We start from the raw sequence: 18244 nt of genomic DNA, 5'->3' as shown, positions 1-18244 counted from the left end.
GCTTATTTCTGCAATTCCATACGTTTAATGTCGCCAACCACGAAGAGGTAGCAGACCATCGCCATCAGCGCCGAACATCCCACGAAAACCAGTGCTGCATTGAAGGAGTGCAGTTCACTTACCAGGTAGCCAATCACCAGTGGAGTGACAATGGAGGCAACATTGCCAAAGACGTTAAAGACGCCGCCGCAGAGACCAACAATCTCTTTCGGCGCGGTGTCAGAAATCACCGGCCAGCCCAGCGCACCAAATCCTTTGCCAAAGAAGGCCAGCGCCATCAGCATGACCACCAGCGTGGTGTTGTTGGTGTAGTTACATAAGATGATGGTGGAAGCCAGCAACATTCCCAGCACAATCGGTAGCTTACGAGCCAGGGTCAGTGACAAACCGCGTTTGATCAGATAATCCGAGAAGACACCACCGAGCACGCCTCCAGCAAAACCACACAGTGCCGGAATCGAGGCGACCAGGCCTACCTTCAGAATCGACATACCTTTTTCCTGCACCAGATAAATCGGGAACCAGGTAAGGAAGAACCAGGTGATGGTGTTGATAAAATATTGTCCGAAAAATACACCCAGCATCATGCGACTGGAGAGCAATTGCTTGATGTAATGCAGTTTGGGACCGCTTGCCACTGCACTGCCCGGCTTTTTGTGGTCCATATCAACCACCGCGCCATTTTCAGAGATAAACTTCAACTCTTCCGCGGACATGCGTGGATGATCTGTCGGGTTATGAATCAACTTGATCCACAGCGCCGTCAGCACAAAACCAATCACTCCCATAACGGTAAAGACGTGCTCCCAGCCCCAGGCAAAAGTCAGCCAGCCAAGCAGCGGTGAGAAGAGCGCCAGCGAGAAATATTGCGCCGAGTTAAAGATGGCGGAGGCAGTACCACGTTCTTTCGTCGGGAACCAGGCCGCGACAATACGGGCGTTCGCCGGGAATGACGGCGCTTCCGAAAACCCCAGCATAAAGCGCATAAAGAACATGGAGATCCCTGCCCAGGCCAGCGGGAACATATCAACAAAGCCTTGCAGGAAGGTGAACAACGACCAGAAAAAGAGGCTGTAGGTGTAAACTTTTTTCGAGCCAAACTTATCAAGCAGCCAGCCGCCGGGGATTTGCATCAGCAGGTAGGCCCAGCCAAAAGCGGAGAAGATGTAACCCATCGAAACCGCACTTAACTGCAACTCTTTTGCCACTTCGGTACCAGCAATAGACAGCGTTGCACGATCGGCGTAGTTAACGGCGGTAACAATAAAAATAATCAGTAATATTAAATAGCGGGTATGTACGCCTTTCTTTTTTTCGTCAACGGTGTCCAGAATCATTTTATTTACCTCGGGTACTTATGCTGATTTTTATTATTATGGGGAAGATGTTATTTATGAGTTTCATTTATGCCGTAATGACAATGAACTCGGGAATCAGTATAAGCAGCGCGAGAATAATAATCATTGTGCAAATGCTAATTTAATTAATACGATTTAAATATTATTTTGAGCATATGCACATAAGGTTGCGCGCTAAAGCACAGATTTACGCATTGCCTTGCCGGGCGGTACTGCAATCCCTGAAATGATTGACATTGATCACATTTCTGCGTTTAAACTCCTGACATTCTTATTTCACCCAATGAAGTCATTTATTTTTAAATGAGACCAGGTCCTCATTTTAATAGTCCCTGGCTGGAGAATATTGCACAATGGCCAACATCGAAATCAGACAAGAAACGCCAACTGCGTTTTATATAAAAGTTCACGACACAGATAATGTGGCAATTATTGTTAATGATAATGGCCTGAAAGCAGGAACGCGTTTTCCGGACGGACTGGAATTAATTGAACATATTCCTCAGGGGCATAAAGTCGCATTGCTGGACATTCCGGCTAATGGTGAAATTATTCGTTATGGCGAAGTGATTGGTTACGCCGTGCGCGCAATCCCACGCGGAAGCTGGATCGACGAATCAATGGTAGTACTACCGGAAGCGCCGCCGTTACACACGCTACCACTGGCAACCAAAGTCCCGGAACCCTTACCGCCGCTGGAAGGTTATACCTTTGAGGGCTATCGCAATGCTGATGGTAGCGTGGGTACCAAAAACCTGCTCGGCATTACCACCAGCGTCCACTGTGTGGCAGGCGTGGTGGATTACGTAGTAAAAATCATTGAGCGCGATCTGCTGCCAAAATACCCGAACGTCGATGGCGTGGTGGGGCTGAATCACCTGTACGGTTGTGGCGTGGCGATTAACGCACCTGCGGCAGTTGTGCCTATCCGTACCATTCACAATATTTCGCTCAATCCTAACTTTGGCGGCGAAGTAATGGTGATTGGTCTGGGTTGTGAAAAGTTGCAGCCTGAACGCCTGCTGATTGGAACGGATGATGTGCAAGCTATTCCAGTAGAAAGCGCCAGCATTGTCAGCTTGCAGGATGAAAAGCATGTCGGTTTTCAGTCCATGGTCGAGGATATTTTGCAGGTCGCCGAACGCCATCTACAAAAACTGAATCAACGTCAGCGAGAAACCTGCCCGGCTTCGGAACTGGTTGTCGGCATGCAATGCGGCGGCAGCGATGCATTTTCTGGCGTAACGGCAAACCCGGCGGTTGGGTATGCGTCTGATCTACTGGTGCGCTGCGGCGCAACGGTGATGTTTTCAGAAGTAACGGAAGTGCGTGACGCGATCCATCTGCTGACACCGCGCGCCATTAACGAAGAGGTCGGCAAACGGCTGCTGGAAGAGATGGAGTGGTACGATAACTATCTCAATATGGGAAAAACCGACCGCAGCGCCAACCCTTCGCCGGGCAACAAGAAAGGCGGTCTGGCAAACGTGGTAGAGAAGGCACTCGGCTCCATTGCTAAATCGGGTAAAAGCGCAATTGTTGAAGTGCTGTCGCCCGGTCAACGCCCGACTAAACGCGGATTAATTTACGCCGCGACGCCAGCCAGCGATTTTGTCTGTGGCACGCAACAGGTGGCTTCGGGTATCACCGTGCAAGTGTTTACGACCGGCCGTGGTACACCGTACGGCCTGATGGCGGTACCCGTCATTAAAATGGCGACCCGCACCGAGCTGGCAAACCGTTGGTTTGACTTAATGGATATCAACGCAGGCACCATCGCCACCGGCGAAGAGACCATTGAAGAGGTGGGCTGGAAGCTGTTCCACTTTATTCTCGACGTCGCCAGCGGGAAGAAGAAAACCTTCTCGGATCAATGGGGACTGCATAACCAGCTGGCGGTGTTTAACCCGGCACCGGTGACCTGACGGCCTTGCATGAACGGAAAATGGGGAGACTGTGTCTCCCCGTTTTCCCAACAAAAAGGAAGTGATAACGCTCACATATCTAAAGTATTTTTAGATTGTTGTTTTTTTCATTCCTGGAGGCATAAAAAACGTAATCTATTGAAAAAACATTAATTTATTCTATTACCATTTTGCCTGTACTTTTCATTCCGCAAAAAAAGAAACCTACCGAAAGCCGCGCTATTTTTATTACAACACGCCCACAATTTCACTCTCTTGACATTCAATCCTACAAACCAGATTATTCAATGGCTCCTGAAATTTTTGAGATTAATACCAAAAGACGACATTCAGGAAATCAATATAAACATCCGTGGCTTTTTAATTAAAGTCGCCTCATATGCCATTCATGGCATGACAAATATATTATGTCGTAATATATCTGGAGTCTCTATGGAAAAGAAAAAAATATACTTATTTTGTTCAGCGGGAATGTCAACATCACTGCTGGTATCAAAAATGAAAGTGCAGGCGATAAAATATGATGTGCCAGTAATTATCGAGGCATTCTCCGAATCTGTTGCCGCAGAGAAAGGGCCGGAAGCTGATGTTATATTATTGGGACCTCAAATTGCTTACATGCAATCAGAGATCCAAAGCTTATTGCCAGGAAAGCCAGTAGAAGTTATTGATTCAATATTATATGGAAAAATTGATGGCTTAGGTGTTCTAAAATCAGCTATCGCCATAATAAAAAAAGAGCAAAAGTAACAAAACCATAGCAACAGGATATTAATAAAACCAAATCCGCAGTGATACATTAATCGGTATATAAGGATATTTTTATGCCCGGAGTGATGGCGTTACTTGAAAAACTCATTCTTCCTTTTGCAGTTAAACTAGGGAAACAACCTCACGTCAACGCAATAAAAAACGGTTTTATCCGTATGATGCCGTTAACTTTGGCTGGCACGTTGTTTGTTCTCATTAATAGTGTTTTTTTAGATTTTAGCGAAGGTTCCTTTTTTTATTCATTAGGCGTCCGTCTGGATCCATCAACCATTAAAACCTTAAGCGCCTTCACCGTCGTCGGAGACAGTGCTTATCATGGCACTCTGGGCATTATGTCACTCATGACGCCTTTTTTTATTGGGATGGGGTTGGCCGAAGAACGGAAAGTTGATTCATTATCCGTTGGCTTACTCTCTGTTGCAGCGTTTATGACCGTTACCCCCTTCAAAACAGGAGAAACCGCTAACGTCATAGGCGCAAACTGGTTGGGGGGAGCCAATATTCTGTCTGGAATGATCATTGGGTTACTTGTGGCGGAAATTTTCGCTTTTATTATCCGCCACAACTGGGTGATTCGTTTACCCGCGAGTGTCCCGGCCGCAGTATCACGCTCATTCTCGGCAATGGTGCCAGGGTTTATCATCCTGTTAATCATGGGGAGTTTGTCTAGCATATTGTCGATATATGGCACGAACTTCCATCAGGTTATTATTACCTCGCTGGCTACGCCATTAACCTCAATGAGCAGTATTGTTGGCTGGACATTCGTTGTTTTTAATTCCCTGTTATGGTTCTTTGGTATCCACGGCGGCTTAGTATTAACTGCGTTACAAAGCAGCACGCTAGGTCCCTGGGGGCTGGAGAATATTGCGACCTATGCACAATATGGTTCGGTACAAGCGGCACTGGAGGCAGGAAAAACCTTCCATTTCTGGACCGGCCCAATGCTTGACGCTTACGTTTTCCTCGGTGGAACAGGGGCAACGCTGGGACTCATTTTCGCCATTTTCATTGCGTCACGCCGGGAAGATTATCGGCAGGTTGCTAAATTAGCATTACCTTCTGGTATCTTTAATATCAACGAACCTATTTTATTTGGTTTGCCGATCATTATGAACCCCATTATGTTAATCCCGTTTGTGATGATTCAACCCATTCTCGCTGGGATTACCTTAATCGCCTATAACATGGGTATTATTCCGCCATCGACAAATATTGCCCCCTGGACCATGCCTCCCGGACTCAATGCATTCTTCAGTTCAAATGGGAGCATTGCCGGATTACTCCTTGCGCTATTTAACTTAGGTGTTGCCACAATGGTTTATCTTCCCTTTGTCATCATCTCAAACAAAGCACAAGTCGAAATTAATAAAGAAGAAAGCGAAGAAGATATCGCCAATGCGTTGAAGTTTTAATAGCACGCTTCATCATGCCAACGTTCAGATAAAAACATGGCATCACAAATCAATTTAATATTGAGTATGGAAGTAACATGAAAAATTTAAAAATCGTTACTATTGGCGGTGGTAGTAGCTATACACCAGAACTCCTTGAAGGGTTCATAAAACGCTACGATGAATTACCAGTCAGTGAATTATGGTTAGTTGATATTGAAGAAGGCAAAGAAAAGCTGGACATTATTTTCGACCTTTGTCAGCGGATGGTGATAAAAGCAGGTATACCATTAAAAGTTGTGAAAACTCTGGATCGCCGTGCGGCATTACAGGGCGCGCACTTTGTCACTACACAATTTCGGGTCGGGCAATTAAAAGCGCGGGAAATGGATGAGTTGATCCCTCTAAGTCAGGGATATCTGGGGCAAGAAACTAATGGCGCGGGCGGTTTATTCAACGGATTGCGTACCATCCCCGTGGTCTTTGATATCATCAAAGATGTAGAAGAACTTTGCCCCGATGCCTGGATTATTAATTTCACCAATCCTGCCGGGATGGTCACTGAAGCCGTGTACCGCCATACCCAATTTAAACGGTTTATCGGTGTCTGTAATGTCCCTGTTGGGATGAAGAGTTTCGTTCACAAGGCCCTGAAGCTGGGTGCCGACGATGACCTTTCACTAGACATATTTGGCTTAAACCACATGGTCTTTCTTAAAGACGTATGGGTCAATGGACAATCACGTTTTGCTGAATTGCTCGATGGTGTCGTTGAAGGTTTACTTGAGGGAAGTACCGTCAAAAATATTGACAGTTTAACCTTCAATCCTAATTTAATTCGGGCACTTAATCTTCTGCCCTGTGCTTACTTACGTTACTATTTTAAACATAAAGAAATGCTCGCCATTGAGATGGGGGAATTTTATAAAAATGGTGTTCGTGCACAAGTTGTGCAGGCATTAGAGAAAAAATTATTTGATCTGTATAAAAATCCCGAATTAAATACAAAACCTGAAGAACTTGACCTGCGCGGTGGTGCATATTATTCAGACGCAGCCTGTGCTGTTATTAATGCAATTTATAATGATACGCAAACAGAGCATTACGTTAATATTCCACACAAGGGTAGTGTAAGAAACATTCCTGAAGACTGGACCGTTGAAATGACCTGCATTCTGGGGAATAACGGTGTTACCCCCCATCCGCGCCTCACTCATTTTGACGAAAATGTATTGGGACTCATTCATTCAATCAAATGTTTTGAGATTGCAGCAGCCCGTGCGGCAATAAGTGGTAACTTTAACGATACGCTATTGGCTCTTTCTCTTAATCCGCTAATGACCTCGGATAACGACGCTGAAAAATTAGTGCGTGAACTGATCATTGCCCATAAAAAACATCTACCTCAATTTTCCAGTACCATTGCTGAACTTACCCAATCTCATCAATAACAAGGACGCCTTATGCAACGCTTATTAATTGTGAATGCAGATGACTTTGGACTAAGTAAAGGTATTAATTATGGAATTATCGAGGCAGTACGAAATGGTGTCGTTCGATCAACAACTGCGATGATGAATGCTCCGGCAATTGATCATGCGGCCTCTTTAAGTGCCGAAACCCCACAGCTCGGCGTCGGGTTACATTTTGTTTTGAGCTATGGCGCAGCCTTAACGGATATGCCTTCGCTGGCACGCGCAGGCCAATTAGGTAAATGGATCTGGGATGTCGCGGAGCAAGGGCAATTAAACACAGGTGAAATTGAACAGGAACTGAGATCTCAATATCAACGTTTTATTGATGTATTTAAACGAGAACCCACCCATTTAGACAGCCATCACAGTGTTCATATGATCCCGCAGGTTTATCCCGTTGTCGCGCGTTTCGCGTGTGAGAAAAATTTACCATTACGTATCGATCGTTCTGTTCTGCGAGAGAAAAAAATCGATTCGCTGGATGCCAAAAGTAGTGAGGGATTCAGCAGTAATTTCTACGATAATAATATTTCAGAAGACTTTTTTTTGTCACTCCTCGATAGCGCCATAAAACGTGATGAAAAATCGCTGGAAATTATGTGTCACCCTGGATTTGTAGATAGCCACTTAATGTCGAGCAGTTACTGCTATCAACGGCTGGAAGAACTTACGGTTCTGACTACACCGTCACTCAAATATGCGATTGAAAAACACGGATTTCATCTTGTTAGTTTTCGTAATTTATAACGTAGCAATTAAGATGAATTTATCAGAAAGGTATTTCTTGATATGAGTAAAAATAAAGTCACGGTTTTAGTAATAGGTGCAGGTGCACGTGGAGAAATATATTCCCGCTATGCCCTTGAGCATCCGGACAGAATGCAAGTGGTAGGTGTTGCTGAACCAAGAGAGGCTTACCGCGAGCAAGTTGTGTCCCGGCATACGATCCCGACAGAAAACATTTTTAGCGACTGGAAAGAGGCTGCTGCTCGGCCCAAAATGGCTGATGCTGTACTTATTTGTACGCAAGACAATATGCATAGAGATCCGGCCGTCGCTTTTGCCAATCTCGGTTACCACATTCTGTTGGAAAAACCGCTAGCGCCAACTGAGCACGATTGCCGCATTATCATTGATGCCATCAAACGCAATAATGTCTTATTAGCCGTCGCACACGTTCTTCGTTACACCCGATATACACAAAAACTCAAATCCTTACTCGACAGCGGCATCATTGGCGACATTATCAGTATGCAGCATCTCGAACCCGTCGGTTACTGGCACCAGGCTCACTCTTTTGTGCGTGGTAACTGGCGCAACGAGTCTGAATCATCATTTATGCTGTTACAAAAGTCCTGCCACGATCTGGACTGGATCCGCTACATCATGGGAGACAACTGTAAAATAGTTAGCTCATTTGGCGGGCTCAACCATTTTGTAAAACAAAACCAACCTGAAGGTGCCGCCGAGCGCTGTCTCGATTGCCAGGCAGAAGCAACCTGCCCGTGGTCCGCATGCAAAATTTATGCTGGCGAAGCTCATAAATGTACGCCTCACTTTCGCCACGTGTTAACACCAAATCCTACTGAAGAAAATGTTCGTCAGGCACTGCGTGATGGCCCCTATGGTCGCTGTGTTTATTGCTGCGATAACGATGTTGTTGATCATCAAGTGGTAAACATGCAGTTTGCGCATCAGCAGAGCGTCACTTTTACAATGACTGCCTTTACGAAAATGGAGGATCGCAAAACCCGACTTTTCGGTTCGAAAGGCTATCTGGAAGGTGATGGCGACACCATTCGGTGTTTTGATTTTCTCACCGACCAACAAACTATTTATACCGTTGAAGAGGAAGACGCAGGCACTCACACCCAGATGAGAGGACACGGCGGAGGTGATTACTATCTGATGGATAGCTTTATCCATGCCGTGATGGCTGATGATCGAGCGATGATTCTTTCAGGACCAGATGAATCGCTCGAAAGTCATTTAATGGTCTTTGCCGCCGAGCGCGCTCGCAAGGAAAATACCCTGGTTGTGCTGTAAAACCAAAGGAGATGAGCGATGTTTTACGGTGTTGATATTGGCGGAACCAAAACAGAGATAGTCGCCTTTGATCAGGATTTACAAATTTGCTGGCGCAAGCGAGTGGCTACGCCTGTTCAGGATTACGCGCTTTTTCTATCCACATTTGTGTCTCTGATTGATACCGCTGACTGGGCCACGGGTACACAAGGCAAAATAGGTATCGGGATGCCCGGCGTTATGGATCGGCACACCGGTAAGCTGTTGTCTTCTAACGTTCCCTGCCTGACTGGACGCCAGGTGTTAACCGATCTGGCAAATCGCCTTAACCGCCCGGTAATAATGGATAATGACTGCTGCTGCTTCGCCCTATCAGAAGCGCATACCGATCAAGCTCGTCAATATAGCCGTATCTTTGGCGCGATTATCGGCACGGGTATGGGCGGGGGATTAGTTATTGATGGCCAGTTGTACCGTGGCCGTAACCGTATGGCCTGCGAGTTTGGCCATTTACCGCTCCCGGCGACATTTATGCGGCGCTATAACCTGCCTGAATTACAATGCGGCTGCGGTTTGCAAGGGTGTCTGGAACGCTACCAGTCCGGTCCTGGCTTGCTTTGGTTACACAGGCATTTCAGTGGTGAGCAAATCACTATGGAGACACTATTAGAAAATCATCAACGTGGCGTTCCCAGTGCCATCACCACCATAAGTGCCTGGATAGATATGGTTGGTTGTACGCTGGCACAGTTGCAGCATATTCTCGACGTGGATGCATTTGTTCTTGGCGGTGGCGTATCTAATTTCAAGGAAATTTACACGTTATTGCCGAAAGCTATGACGCGTTATCTTCTTCCTGGACTGGAACCTGCGCACGTATTTTCTGCAATTCATGGGGCAACGAGCGGCGTACGAGGCGCGGCGTTGCTGCAAATCGACCATGTAACCTGAATAAAGTAATATGGCTGGCGACGTTTATCTCCAGCCACATTTTCTCACTCATCAGCAATCACAACTTCCACACCCATTTGAGTTAATGCTGCTTTGTAATTCTCTGGAATACCGCTATCGGTAATCAGTCGATCTATTTCGCTCACTTCACCGATCATACAGAAGCTTTTCCGGCCAAATTTACTTGAGTCCGCGACAACAGTAATTTCCTGCGCAACCTGACACATCACCTGATTCAGGTGTGCCTCACCCGGATGTGGTGTGGTAATCCCTGCTTCAAGGCAAAAGCCGTCCACGCCAAGAAACAGCTTATCAAAGCGATACTGCCGGAGTTGTTGTTCCGCTGAAGGTCCATACAAGGAGTAGACGCTCTGGCGAACGTTTCCACCAAGGATCATAACATCCACCCGCTCAAAACTGGCCATTTCCCAAGCGATATTCAAGGCATTCGTCATGACGACTAAATCCCGACGCCCTTTGAGCGAAGCGGGAATTAGCGTGGTCGTTGAACCAGAATCGATAATTAACGTATCGCCATCTTTGACAAAACTGGCCGCTTTTTCGGCAATTCGTACTTTAACATCACGATTGAGGCGATCTTTATCCTGTAAGGGTCTGTCGAGCGCAAAGTGTTGATTCAATACGGCACCGCCATACGAACGCATGACACAACCTTTTTGCTCCAGATACCGTAAGTCATTGCGGATCGTGACACATGAGACACCAAAATGGATGCTGAGCGGCTCAACGCGTACGCTTCCCTGTGCACATAACAAATCAATTATTTGTTCGCGGCGTCTTAAGCTATCCAGCATATTTATCGCTCCCAGAAAAAGTATTTCGTTGCATTCTTGCGTTTTGAAACTTTCATTTTCTTTTGAATGCATTACATCAGAAGAAAAGAAGTGAATTTGTGAACCCGACAACGGCGTTGAAACCTGGAAAAATCGACTCCAGATCTTTCGGTTGACCGCAAATGAAAGTGACAAACTGAAAAAGTGAAAAGAAGAGATTACGAAATAGCGAGTGCTAACGGCAGAAAGCGAAAGCAGAAAGGGCTCCACACCGATAGATCACCACCTTTTTGGAGAGTGAAGGAGGTCACAGATTTGCAAAATAGTGGTTTTAGCACTGGGGCGCGAGGGGACTGAGCGGGCGATTTGGCAAGCGCCTCGCAAAATGGGAAACATGTTCTCTTTTTTCGTTGGTTCTGGCGCTTTCTGCTGCTAATAATGCATTTGCATTACCTTAGTTCAAGCTTATAATTTGAGCAGAAAACAGGCTGTAAAAGGACAGTGAACAATGCCCGCTAATGCTCGCTCTAACGCTGTACTGACCACTGAATCAAAGGTCACGATACGCGGACAAACAACTATCCCCGCGCCAGTGCGTGAGGCCTTAAAACTGAAGCCCGGCCTGGACAGCATTCATTACGAAATTCTGCCTGGTGGGCAAGTATTTATGTGCCGACTGGGAGATGAACAGGAGGATCATACTATGAATGCATTTTTGCGTTTTCTGGATGCAGATATCCAGAACAACCCGCAAAAAACTCGTCCATTCGACATTCAACAAGGAAAGAAACTTGTCGCTGGCATGGACGTCAACATTGATGATGAGATTGGCGACGACGAATAATGGATTTTCCACAAAAGGTTAATGGTTGGGCGCTATATGCTCATCCCTGCTTTCAGGAAACCTACGACGCTTTAGTTGCCGAAGTCGAGACATTAAAGGGGAAAGAGCCTGAAAATTATCAGAGAAAAGCCGCCACAAAGTTATTGGCGGTAGTCCATAAAGTGATTGAGGAGCATATCACGGTCAATCCATCATCACCGGCATTCCGTCATGGCAAGTCGTTAGGCTCTGGGAAAAATAAAGACTGGTCACGGGTAAAATTTGGCGCTGGTCGCTATCGTCTCTTCTTTCGTTACAGCGAAAAAGAGAAAGTCATCATTCTGGGATGGATGAACGATGAAAACACGCTGCGCACCTACGGTAAAAAACAGATGCCTATACCGTATTCAGCAAAATGTTAAAAAGAGGACATCCTCCTGCCGACTGGGAAACCCTCACCCGAGAGACAGAAGAAACCCATTGATAATATTCACAATGCCCGCCGAACGCATTGGTGTTGACCAGCGGGCACCCTTTCTCACTCCCCGACCAGAATCACTTCAACCCCAGCCTTTCGCAGTCCTTCCAGACTATCCGCAGGAATGCCTTTATCGACAATGATCATGTCGATCCGCTGGGTATCGATGATCTTATGTAAGCTGGAGCGGTTGAACTTACTGGAATCGGTGACTACGATGATCCGCTCCGCAACTTCGCACATCCGACGGTTTAAACGGGCTTCATCTTCATTATGCGTGCTGACGCCACGCTCCAGATCAATAGCATCTACGCCAAGAAACAGCATATCGAAGTGGTAATTTTGCAGCGATTGTTCAGCCTGATCGCCGTAAAAAGATTGCGATTGACGGCGCAAATGCCCGCCGGTCATCAGCAGCTCAACGCCTTCCGCTTCCAGCAAAGCATTGGCCACGTTCATACCGTTGGTCATCGCAATTACGTCAGTGTGCTTGCGCATCAGACGAGCAATCTCAAAAGTGGTGGTCCCGGAGTCGAGGATCACCCGATGACCTGGCTGAATCAACTCAACGGCAGCTTTCGCAACGCTGCGTTTCATCGCCGTGTTGAGCGCACTTTTATCTTCCACTGATGGCTCGACTGACGGCGTCGTGCTATCGCAGATCAACGCGCCCCCATAGGCTCGCACAGCGATCCCCTGCTTTTCCAGAAACGCCAGATCGTTACGGATCGTCACAGTAGATACACCATACAATGCCGATAGATCATTAACTTGCACACTTCCTTGCTGGCGCAGGCGTTGAATGATCTGCTCTCGTCGCTCACTGGTGCCTGTCACTCGCTTCTCGCCTGAAGCGTCGGTATTACTCATAGTAAGTCCTTTCGTAAAACTTTCGTTTCATTTCGTTTTGCCTATTAACGCCTTTCTATTAAGCAAATGCAAGCCCACCTTGCCCATTGACGCAAGCTACGCTCGTTTCAGTGGCTTTCATTATGTTTCTTTTGTGAATCAGATCAGAAAACTATTATCTTTCGTTTTATTTTTATCTCACCATGTCGCAGTATCAATTGAAACAAAACGAAAGATTAAAGTTGCAGTAATCTGAACTGGAGAGGAAAGTGAAACATCTGACAGAAATGGTGAGACAGCATAAAGAGGGCAAAACAAATGGGATTTATGCCGTTTGTTCCGCACATCCGCTGGTGCTGGAAGCTGCAATCCGCTACGCCTGTGCAAACCAAACGCCGCTACTGATTGAAGCGACGTCCAATCAGGTGGACCAGTTCGGCGGTTATACCGGAATGACGCCCGCCGATTTTCGCGGCTTTGTTTGCCAGCTTGCTGACTCGCTGAGTTTCCCACAGGACGCGTTGATTCTGGGTGGCGACCATCTGGGGCCAAACCGCTGGCAAAACCTGCCTGCCGCTCAGGCGATGGCCAATGCCGATGATTTGATTAAAAGCTACGTCGCGGCAGGATTCAAAAAAATTCACCTTGATTGCAGCATGTCCTGTCAGGACGATCCGGTTCCCTTAACTGATGGCATCGTTGCCGAACGCGCCGCTCGTCTGGCGAAAGTGGCGGAAGAAACCTGCCGTGAACATTTTGGCGAGGCCGATCTGGTGTATGTCATAGGCACCGAAGTTCCGGTGCCTGGCGGCGCACATGAAACCTTAAGCGAACTGGCAGTCACCACGCCGGATGCCGCCCGCGCCACGCTGGAAGCCCATCGTCACACTTTTGAAAAGCAAGGTCTGAATGCCATCTGGCCGCGCATCATTGCGCTGGTAGTTCAGCCTGGCGTCGAATTCGATCACACCAACGTTATTGATTATCAGCCCGCCAAAGCGACCGCCTTAAGCCAGATGGTCGAAAACTACGAAACGCTGATTTTCGAAGCTCACTCTACGGATTATCAAACGCCGCAATCGTTACGTCAGTTGGTTATTGACCACTTTGCCATTCTGAAAGTCGGCCCGGCGCTGACCTTCGCCCTGCGTGAAGCCCTGTTCTCTCTGGCAGCGATTGAAGAAGAACTGGTGCCAGCGAAAGCCTGTTCCGGTCTGCGTCAGGTACTGGAAAACGTGATGCTCGACCGCCCGGAATACTGGCAAAGCCACTACCACGGTGACGGCAACGCGCGTCGTCTGGCGCGTGGTTATAGCTACTCGGATCGCGTGCGTTACTACTGGCCGGACAGCCAGATTGATGACGCTTTCGCCCATCTGGTTCGTAATCTGGCGGATGCGCCTATTCCGCTGCCGCTCATCAGCCAGTATCTGCCGCTGCAATACGTGAAAGTTCGCTCCGGCGAGCTGCAGCCAACGCCACGGGAACTCATTATCAACCACATTCAGGACATCCTGGCGCAGTACCACACAGCCTGTGAAGGCCAATAAGCAAAACAAAGAGGAAGACGCTATGCCAAATATTGTTTTAAGCCGGATTGATGAACGCTTGATTCACGGTCAGGTCGGCGTTCAGTGGGTCGGATTTGCGGGGGCAAATCTGGTGCTGGTAGCCAATGATGAGGTTGCCGAAGATCCGGTACAACAAAACCTGATGGAAATGGTGCTGGCAGAAGGGATCGCCGTACGTTTCTGGACGCTGCAAAAAGTTATCGACAACATTCATCGCGCCGCCGATCGGCAGAAAATCCTGCTGGTTTGTAAAACACCCGCCGATTTCCTGACGCTGGTGAAAGGTGGCGTCCCGGTTAGCCGCATTAACGTTGGCAATATGCACTACGCCAATGGCAAGCAGCAAATCGCCAAAACGGTTTCTGTGGATGCGGGCGATATCGCAGCATTTAACGACCTGAAAGCCGCTGGGGTGGAATGCTTCGTTCAGGGCGTCCCGACAGAGCCTGCTGTGGACCTCTTTAAATTACTTTGAGGGATTCATCATGGAAATCAGTCTGTTGCAGGCATTTGCGTTGGGCATTATCGCCTTTATCGCTGGCCTGGATATGTTTAACGGCCTAACCCATATGCACCGCCCGGTGGTCCTCGGCCCGTTGGTCGGGCTGGTACTTGGCGATCTGCATACCGGTATTTTAACCGGCGGTACGCTGGAACTGGTGTGGATGGGGCTGGCCCCGCTGGCGGGCGCACAGCCGCCTAACGTGATTATCGGTACTATCGTCGGCACGGCGTTTGCCATTACTACTGGCGTGAAACCCGATGTCGCAGTCGGTGTCGCCGTACCTTTCGCTGTCGCAGTACAGATGGGGATTACCTTCCTGTTCTCGGTGATGTCTGGCGTGATGTCCCGCTGTGACCGGATGGCGGAGAACGCCGATACTCGCGGCATTGAACGCGTGAACTATCTGGCACTGCTGGCACTCGGCACTTTCTATTTTCTCTGCGCTTTCCTGCCTATCTACTTCGGCGCGGAACATGCAAAAACCATCATTGATGTCCTGCCGCAACGATTAATCGACGGCCTCGGCGTCGCGGGCGGCATCATGCCAGCAATCGGTTTTGCCGTGCTGCTGAAAATCATGATGAAAAATGTCTACATCCCCTACTTCATCCTGGGCTTTGTTGCCGCAGCCTGGCTCAAGTTACCGGTGCTGGCTATTGCTGCCGCCGCGCTGGCGATGGCGCTGATCGATCTGCTGCGTAAATCTCCTGAACCGACTCAACCTGCGGCACAGAAAGAGGAATTTGAAGATGGCATCTAATCAAACCACCCTGCCGAACGTCAGTGAAAACGAAGAAACATTGCTGACTGGCGTCAATGAAAACGTGTATGAAGATCAGAGCATTGGCGCGGAGCTGACGAAAAAAGATATCAACCGCGTCGCCTGGCGTTCCATGCTTTTACAAGCGTCTTTTAACTACGAACGTATGCAGGCTTCCGGATGGTTGTACGGTCTGCTGCCTGCTCTGAAAAAGATCCACACTAATAAACGCGACCTGGCGCGCGCCATGAAGGGGCATATGGGTTTCTTCAATACCCATCCGTTTCTGGTGACGTTTGTTATCGGCATTATCCTTGCGATGGAGCGTTCTAAGCAGGACGTTAACAGTATTCAGAGCACCAAAATTGCCGTCGGTGCGCCGCTCGGCGGGATTGGCGATGCAATGTTCTGGCTAACGCTACTGCCGATTTGTGGCGGGATTGGAGCCAGTCTGGCATTGCAAGGCTCCATTCTTGGCGCAGTCGTCTTTATTGTGCTGTTCAACGTGGTACACCTGGGGCTGCGTTTTGGTCTGGCGCATTATGCTTACCGCATGGGCGTGGCGGCGATTCCACTCATTAAAGCGAATACCAAAAAAGTCGGCCATGCAGCGTCTATCGTTGGGATGACGGTAATCGGTGCGCTGGTGGCAACCTATGTTCGCTTAAGTACCACGCTGGAAATCACGGCGGGCGACGCAGTGGTTAAGTTACAGGCTGATGTTATCGACAAACTGATGCCTGCCTTCTTACCACTGGTCTACACCCTGACCATGTTCTGGCTGGTACGCCGCGGCTGGAGTCCGCTGCGCCTGATTGCGGTGACCGTGGTTCTCGGCATCGTCGGTAAATTCTGTCATTTCCTTTAAATACAATGAGGTATTAGATGTTAAGTATTATTTTGACAGGGCATGGCGGGTTTGCCAGCGGCATGGAAAAAGCAATGAAGCAAATCCTCGGTGAGCAATCGCAGTTTATCGCCATCGATTTTCCGGAAACCTCAAGCACCGCGCTGCTTACATCGCAGCTTGAAGAGGCCATCGCCCAACTGGATTGTGAAGACGGCATTGTTTTTCTGACGGATTTGCTGGGCGGCACGCCGTTTCGCGTAGCTTCAACGCTGGCGATGCAAAAACCGGGCTGTGAAGTGATTACAGGGACCAATTTACAACTGCTACTGGAGATGGTGCTGGAGCGCGAAGGGTTAAGCGGTGAAGAGTTCCGTGTGCAGGCACTGGAGTGTGGACATCGTGGGCTGACCAGTCTGGTGGACGAGTTAGGCCGCTGCCATGAGGAATGTCCGGTCGAGGAAGGAATATGACACACGTTCTGCGCGCCAGAAGGCTGCTGACTGAAGAAGGATGGCTCGATGACCATCAGTTGCGTATTGCTGACGATGTAATCGCAGCAATCGAACCGATTCCAGTGGGCGTGACTGAACGCGATGCGGAACTGATCTGCCCCGCTTACATCGACACTCATGTACATGGTGGTGCGGGCGTTGATGTAATGGATGATGCGCCGGATGTGCTCGACAAACTGGCAATGCACAAAGCGCGCGAAGGTGTCGGCAGTTGGTTGCCGACCACCGTAACCGCGCCGCTTAATGCCATTCATGCGGCGCTGGAACGTATTGCTCAACGTTGCCAACGCGGCGGACCTGGTGCGCAAGTGCTGGGGAGTTATCTCGAAGGACCGTACTTCACGCCGCAGAATAAAGGCGCGCATCCGCCGGAGCTGTTCCGCGAGCTGGAAATTGCCGAGCTGGATCAATTGATTGCCGTTTCACAACACACCTTGCGTGTGGTGGCGTTAGCACCGGAAAAAGCGGGCGCGTTACAAGCTATTCGTCATCTTAAACAGCAGAACGTACGGGTGATGCTGGGGCATAGCGCAGCCACCTGGCAACAAACCTGCGCCGCATTTGACGCTGGCGCAGACGGCCTGGTGCATTGCTATAACGGGATGACAGGTTTACATCACCGCGAACCGGGAATGGTTGGCGCGGGATTAACGGACAAGCGCGCCTGGCTGGAACTGATAGCCGACGGGCATCATGTGCATCCGGCGGCGATGTCGCTGTGTTGTTGCTGTGCGAAAGAGAGAATCGTACTGATCACCGACGCTATGCAGGCAGCCGGGATGCCGGATGGTCGGTATAGGTTATGTGGTGAAGAGGTGCAGATGCACGGAGGTATTGTGCGTACCGCGTCCGGTGGGCTGGCGGGCAGTACGCTGTCTGTCGATGCGGCAGTGCGCAACATGGTCGAGTTGACGGGCGTAACGCCTGCGGAAGCCATTCATATGGCGTCGCTGCATCCGGCGCGAATGCTGGGTGTTGATGATGTTCTGGGATCGCTTAAACCGGGCAAACGCGCCAGCGTCGTTGCACTGGATAGCGGGCTGTATGTGCAACAAATTTGGGTTCAGGGTCAATTAGCTTCGTTTTAATTGTTTGCTCCGTTGTTGGGCCTTCACTTCTCCCATAAGGCCTTTCTTTTTCTTTCGTTTTGATCTGAGCAGTGGTGTCGGATGCGACGCTGACGCGTCTTATCCGACCTTGTAT

At 48.7% G+C, this 18244-nt stretch carries 17 protein-coding genes and 1 pseudogene; 15 read left to right on the top strand and 3 right to left on the bottom strand.

All coding sequences use genetic code 11. The annotated features are described in order from the left end of the window. Nucleotides 1–2: 2 nt before the first annotated feature. Nucleotides 3–1337 carry a galactarate/glucarate/glycerate transporter GarP gene (gene garP / locus FEK47_RS22685; RefSeq protein WP_064529564.1) on the bottom strand — a complete coding sequence of 445 codons (1335 nt, stop codon included), beginning with the start codon at nucleotides 1335–1337 and terminating at the stop codon, nucleotides 3–5. 374 nt (nucleotides 1338–1711) lie between these two features. On the opposite strand from garP, the gene garD reads away from it, so the two are divergent. The 7 genes from garD (at nucleotide 1712) to FEK47_RS22650 (ending at nucleotide 9899) form a co-directional block, all read left to right on the top strand. Continuing rightward, nucleotides 1712–3283: a galactarate dehydratase gene (gene garD / locus FEK47_RS22680; protein ID WP_130223828.1), complete on the top strand. Its 1572-nt coding sequence runs from the start codon at nucleotides 1712–1714 to the stop codon at nucleotides 3281–3283. A 432-nt stretch (nucleotides 3284–3715) separates the two neighbouring features. After that, a complete protein-coding gene (locus FEK47_RS22675) occupies nucleotides 3716–4033 on the top strand; it encodes a PTS sugar transporter subunit IIB (protein ID WP_135487206.1) in 318 nt (105 codons plus the stop codon). A gap of 74 nt (nucleotides 4034–4107) precedes the next feature. Then, the gene (gene chbC, locus FEK47_RS22670; RefSeq protein ID WP_135487205.1) at nucleotides 4108–5469 is read left to right on the top strand and encodes a PTS N,N'-diacetylchitobiose transporter subunit IIC; all 1362 of its coding nucleotides are present in this window, start codon (nucleotides 4108–4110) and stop codon (nucleotides 5467–5469) included. Between the two features lie 77 nt (nucleotides 5470–5546). Continuing rightward, nucleotides 5547–6899 (top strand): 6-phospho-beta-glucosidase, encoded by a 1353-nt coding sequence (locus FEK47_RS22665; protein ID WP_135487204.1) that lies wholly within the window; start codon nucleotides 5547–5549, stop codon nucleotides 6897–6899. 12 nt (nucleotides 6900–6911) lie between these two features. Next, nucleotides 6912–7670 carry a chitin disaccharide deacetylase gene (chbG, locus tag FEK47_RS22660; RefSeq protein ID WP_135487203.1) on the top strand — a complete coding sequence of 253 codons (759 nt, stop codon included), beginning with the start codon at nucleotides 6912–6914 and terminating at the stop codon, nucleotides 7668–7670. A gap of 42 nt (nucleotides 7671–7712) precedes the next feature. Next, nucleotides 7713–8969 carry a Gfo/Idh/MocA family oxidoreductase gene (locus FEK47_RS22655; protein WP_135487202.1) on the top strand — a complete coding sequence of 419 codons (1257 nt, stop codon included), beginning with the start codon at nucleotides 7713–7715 and terminating at the stop codon, nucleotides 8967–8969. 18 nt (nucleotides 8970–8987) lie between these two features. Next, the gene (locus tag FEK47_RS22650) at nucleotides 8988–9899 is read left to right on the top strand and encodes an ROK family protein (protein ID WP_135487201.1); all 912 of its coding nucleotides are present in this window, start codon (nucleotides 8988–8990) and stop codon (nucleotides 9897–9899) included. Between the two features lie 44 nt (nucleotides 9900–9943). On the opposite strand, the gene agaR (FEK47_RS22645) is transcribed toward FEK47_RS22650, so the two are convergent. Next, on the bottom strand, nucleotides 9944–10714 hold the full coding sequence (gene agaR, locus FEK47_RS22645; RefSeq protein ID WP_135487216.1) for a transcriptional repressor AgaR: 771 nt from the start codon (nucleotides 10712–10714) through the stop codon (nucleotides 9944–9946). A gap of 487 nt (nucleotides 10715–11201) precedes the next feature. On the opposite strand from agaR (FEK47_RS22645), the gene prlF reads away from it, so the two are divergent. Continuing rightward, nucleotides 11202–11537 carry a type II toxin-antitoxin system antitoxin PrlF gene (gene prlF, locus FEK47_RS22640; RefSeq protein ID WP_001296435.1) on the top strand — a complete coding sequence of 112 codons (336 nt, stop codon included), beginning with the start codon at nucleotides 11202–11204 and terminating at the stop codon, nucleotides 11535–11537. After that, nucleotides 11537–12000, top strand: a pseudogene (yhaV, locus tag FEK47_RS22635) (type II toxin-antitoxin system ribonuclease toxin YhaV). Before prlF ends, yhaV begins: the two are co-directional and overlap by 1 nt. Nucleotides 12001–12054: 54 nt before the next feature. Here yhaV and agaR (FEK47_RS22630) read toward each other — a convergent pair. After that, nucleotides 12055–12864, bottom strand: coding sequence for an aga operon transcriptional regulator AgaR (gene agaR / locus FEK47_RS22630; RefSeq protein WP_130259086.1), 810 nt, complete (start codon nucleotides 12862–12864; stop codon nucleotides 12055–12057). Between the two features lie 248 nt (nucleotides 12865–13112). Between agaR (FEK47_RS22630) and kbaZ the strand changes: the two genes are divergently transcribed. From kbaZ to nagA, 6 genes are read left to right on the top strand one after another with little or no spacing between them, the layout of a single operon-like run. Further along, nucleotides 13113–14393 (top strand): tagatose-bisphosphate aldolase subunit KbaZ, encoded by a 1281-nt coding sequence (gene kbaZ / locus FEK47_RS22625; RefSeq protein WP_138183381.1) that lies wholly within the window; start codon nucleotides 13113–13115, stop codon nucleotides 14391–14393. A 22-nt stretch (nucleotides 14394–14415) separates the two neighbouring features. Further along, nucleotides 14416–14889, top strand: coding sequence for a PTS N-acetylgalactosamine transporter subunit IIB (gene agaV, locus FEK47_RS22620; protein WP_001352914.1), 474 nt, complete (start codon nucleotides 14416–14418; stop codon nucleotides 14887–14889). Between the two features lie 10 nt (nucleotides 14890–14899). After that, a complete protein-coding gene (gene agaW / locus FEK47_RS22615; RefSeq protein ID WP_000406214.1) occupies nucleotides 14900–15679 on the top strand; it encodes a PTS N-acetylgalactosamine transporter subunit IIC in 780 nt (259 codons plus the stop codon). After that, nucleotides 15669–16547 carry a PTS N-acetylgalactosamine transporter subunit IID gene (gene agaE, locus FEK47_RS22610; protein WP_001295548.1) on the top strand — a complete coding sequence of 293 codons (879 nt, stop codon included), beginning with the start codon at nucleotides 15669–15671 and terminating at the stop codon, nucleotides 16545–16547. Before agaW ends, agaE begins: the two co-directional genes overlap by 11 nt. Before the next feature lie 17 nt (nucleotides 16548–16564). After that, entirely contained in the window at nucleotides 16565–16999 is a 435-nt protein-coding gene (gene agaF / locus FEK47_RS22605) for a PTS galactosamine/N-acetylgalactosamine transporter subunit IIA (protein WP_000948824.1), read from the top strand. After that, complete coding sequence (gene nagA, locus FEK47_RS22600; protein ID WP_138183380.1) at nucleotides 16996–18129, top strand: N-acetylglucosamine-6-phosphate deacetylase; 1134 nt, start codon at nucleotides 16996–16998, stop codon at nucleotides 18127–18129. The genes agaF and nagA overlap by 4 nt, the downstream gene beginning before the upstream one ends. Nucleotides 18130–18244 lie beyond the last annotated feature (115 nt).

The sequence above is a fragment of the Escherichia sp. E3659 genome (genome assembly GCF_005781135.1).
GTDB lineage: Bacteria > Pseudomonadota > Gammaproteobacteria > Enterobacterales > Enterobacteriaceae > Escherichia.
This window is presented reverse-complemented; position numbering and strand designations above follow the sequence as displayed.

Excerpts from the sequence above, each read along its gene's own strand:
- garP (WP_064529564.1), bottom strand. The coding sequence starts at position 1,337 with ATGATTCTGGACACCGTTGACGAAAAAAAGAAAGGCGTACATACCCGC.
- garD (WP_130223828.1), top strand. The coding sequence starts at position 1,712 with ATGGCCAACATCGAAATCAGACAAGAAACGCCAACTGCGTTTTATATA.
- FEK47_RS22675 (WP_135487206.1), top strand. The coding sequence starts at position 3,716 with ATGGAAAAGAAAAAAATATACTTATTTTGTTCAGCGGGAATGTCAACA.
- chbC (WP_135487205.1), top strand. The coding sequence starts at position 4,108 with ATGCCCGGAGTGATGGCGTTACTTGAAAAACTCATTCTTCCTTTTGCA.
- FEK47_RS22665 (WP_135487204.1), top strand. The coding sequence starts at position 5,547 with ATGAAAAATTTAAAAATCGTTACTATTGGCGGTGGTAGTAGCTATACA.
- chbG (WP_135487203.1), top strand. The coding sequence starts at position 6,912 with ATGCAACGCTTATTAATTGTGAATGCAGATGACTTTGGACTAAGTAAA.
- FEK47_RS22655 (WP_135487202.1), top strand. The coding sequence starts at position 7,713 with ATGAGTAAAAATAAAGTCACGGTTTTAGTAATAGGTGCAGGTGCACGT.
- FEK47_RS22650 (WP_135487201.1), top strand. The coding sequence starts at position 8,988 with ATGTTTTACGGTGTTGATATTGGCGGAACCAAAACAGAGATAGTCGCC.
- agaR (WP_135487216.1), bottom strand. The coding sequence starts at position 10,714 with ATGCTGGATAGCTTAAGACGCCGCGAACAAATAATTGATTTGTTATGT.
- prlF (WP_001296435.1), top strand. The coding sequence starts at position 11,202 with ATGCCCGCTAATGCTCGCTCTAACGCTGTACTGACCACTGAATCAAAG.
- agaR (WP_130259086.1), bottom strand. The coding sequence starts at position 12,864 with ATGAGTAATACCGACGCTTCAGGCGAGAAGCGAGTGACAGGCACCAGT.
- agaV (WP_001352914.1), top strand. The coding sequence starts at position 14,416 with ATGCCAAATATTGTTTTAAGCCGGATTGATGAACGCTTGATTCACGGT.
- agaW (WP_000406214.1), top strand. The coding sequence starts at position 14,900 with ATGGAAATCAGTCTGTTGCAGGCATTTGCGTTGGGCATTATCGCCTTT.
- agaE (WP_001295548.1), top strand. The coding sequence starts at position 15,669 with ATGGCATCTAATCAAACCACCCTGCCGAACGTCAGTGAAAACGAAGAA.
- agaF (WP_000948824.1), top strand. The coding sequence starts at position 16,565 with ATGTTAAGTATTATTTTGACAGGGCATGGCGGGTTTGCCAGCGGCATG.
- nagA (WP_138183380.1), top strand. The coding sequence starts at position 16,996 with ATGACACACGTTCTGCGCGCCAGAAGGCTGCTGACTGAAGAAGGATGG.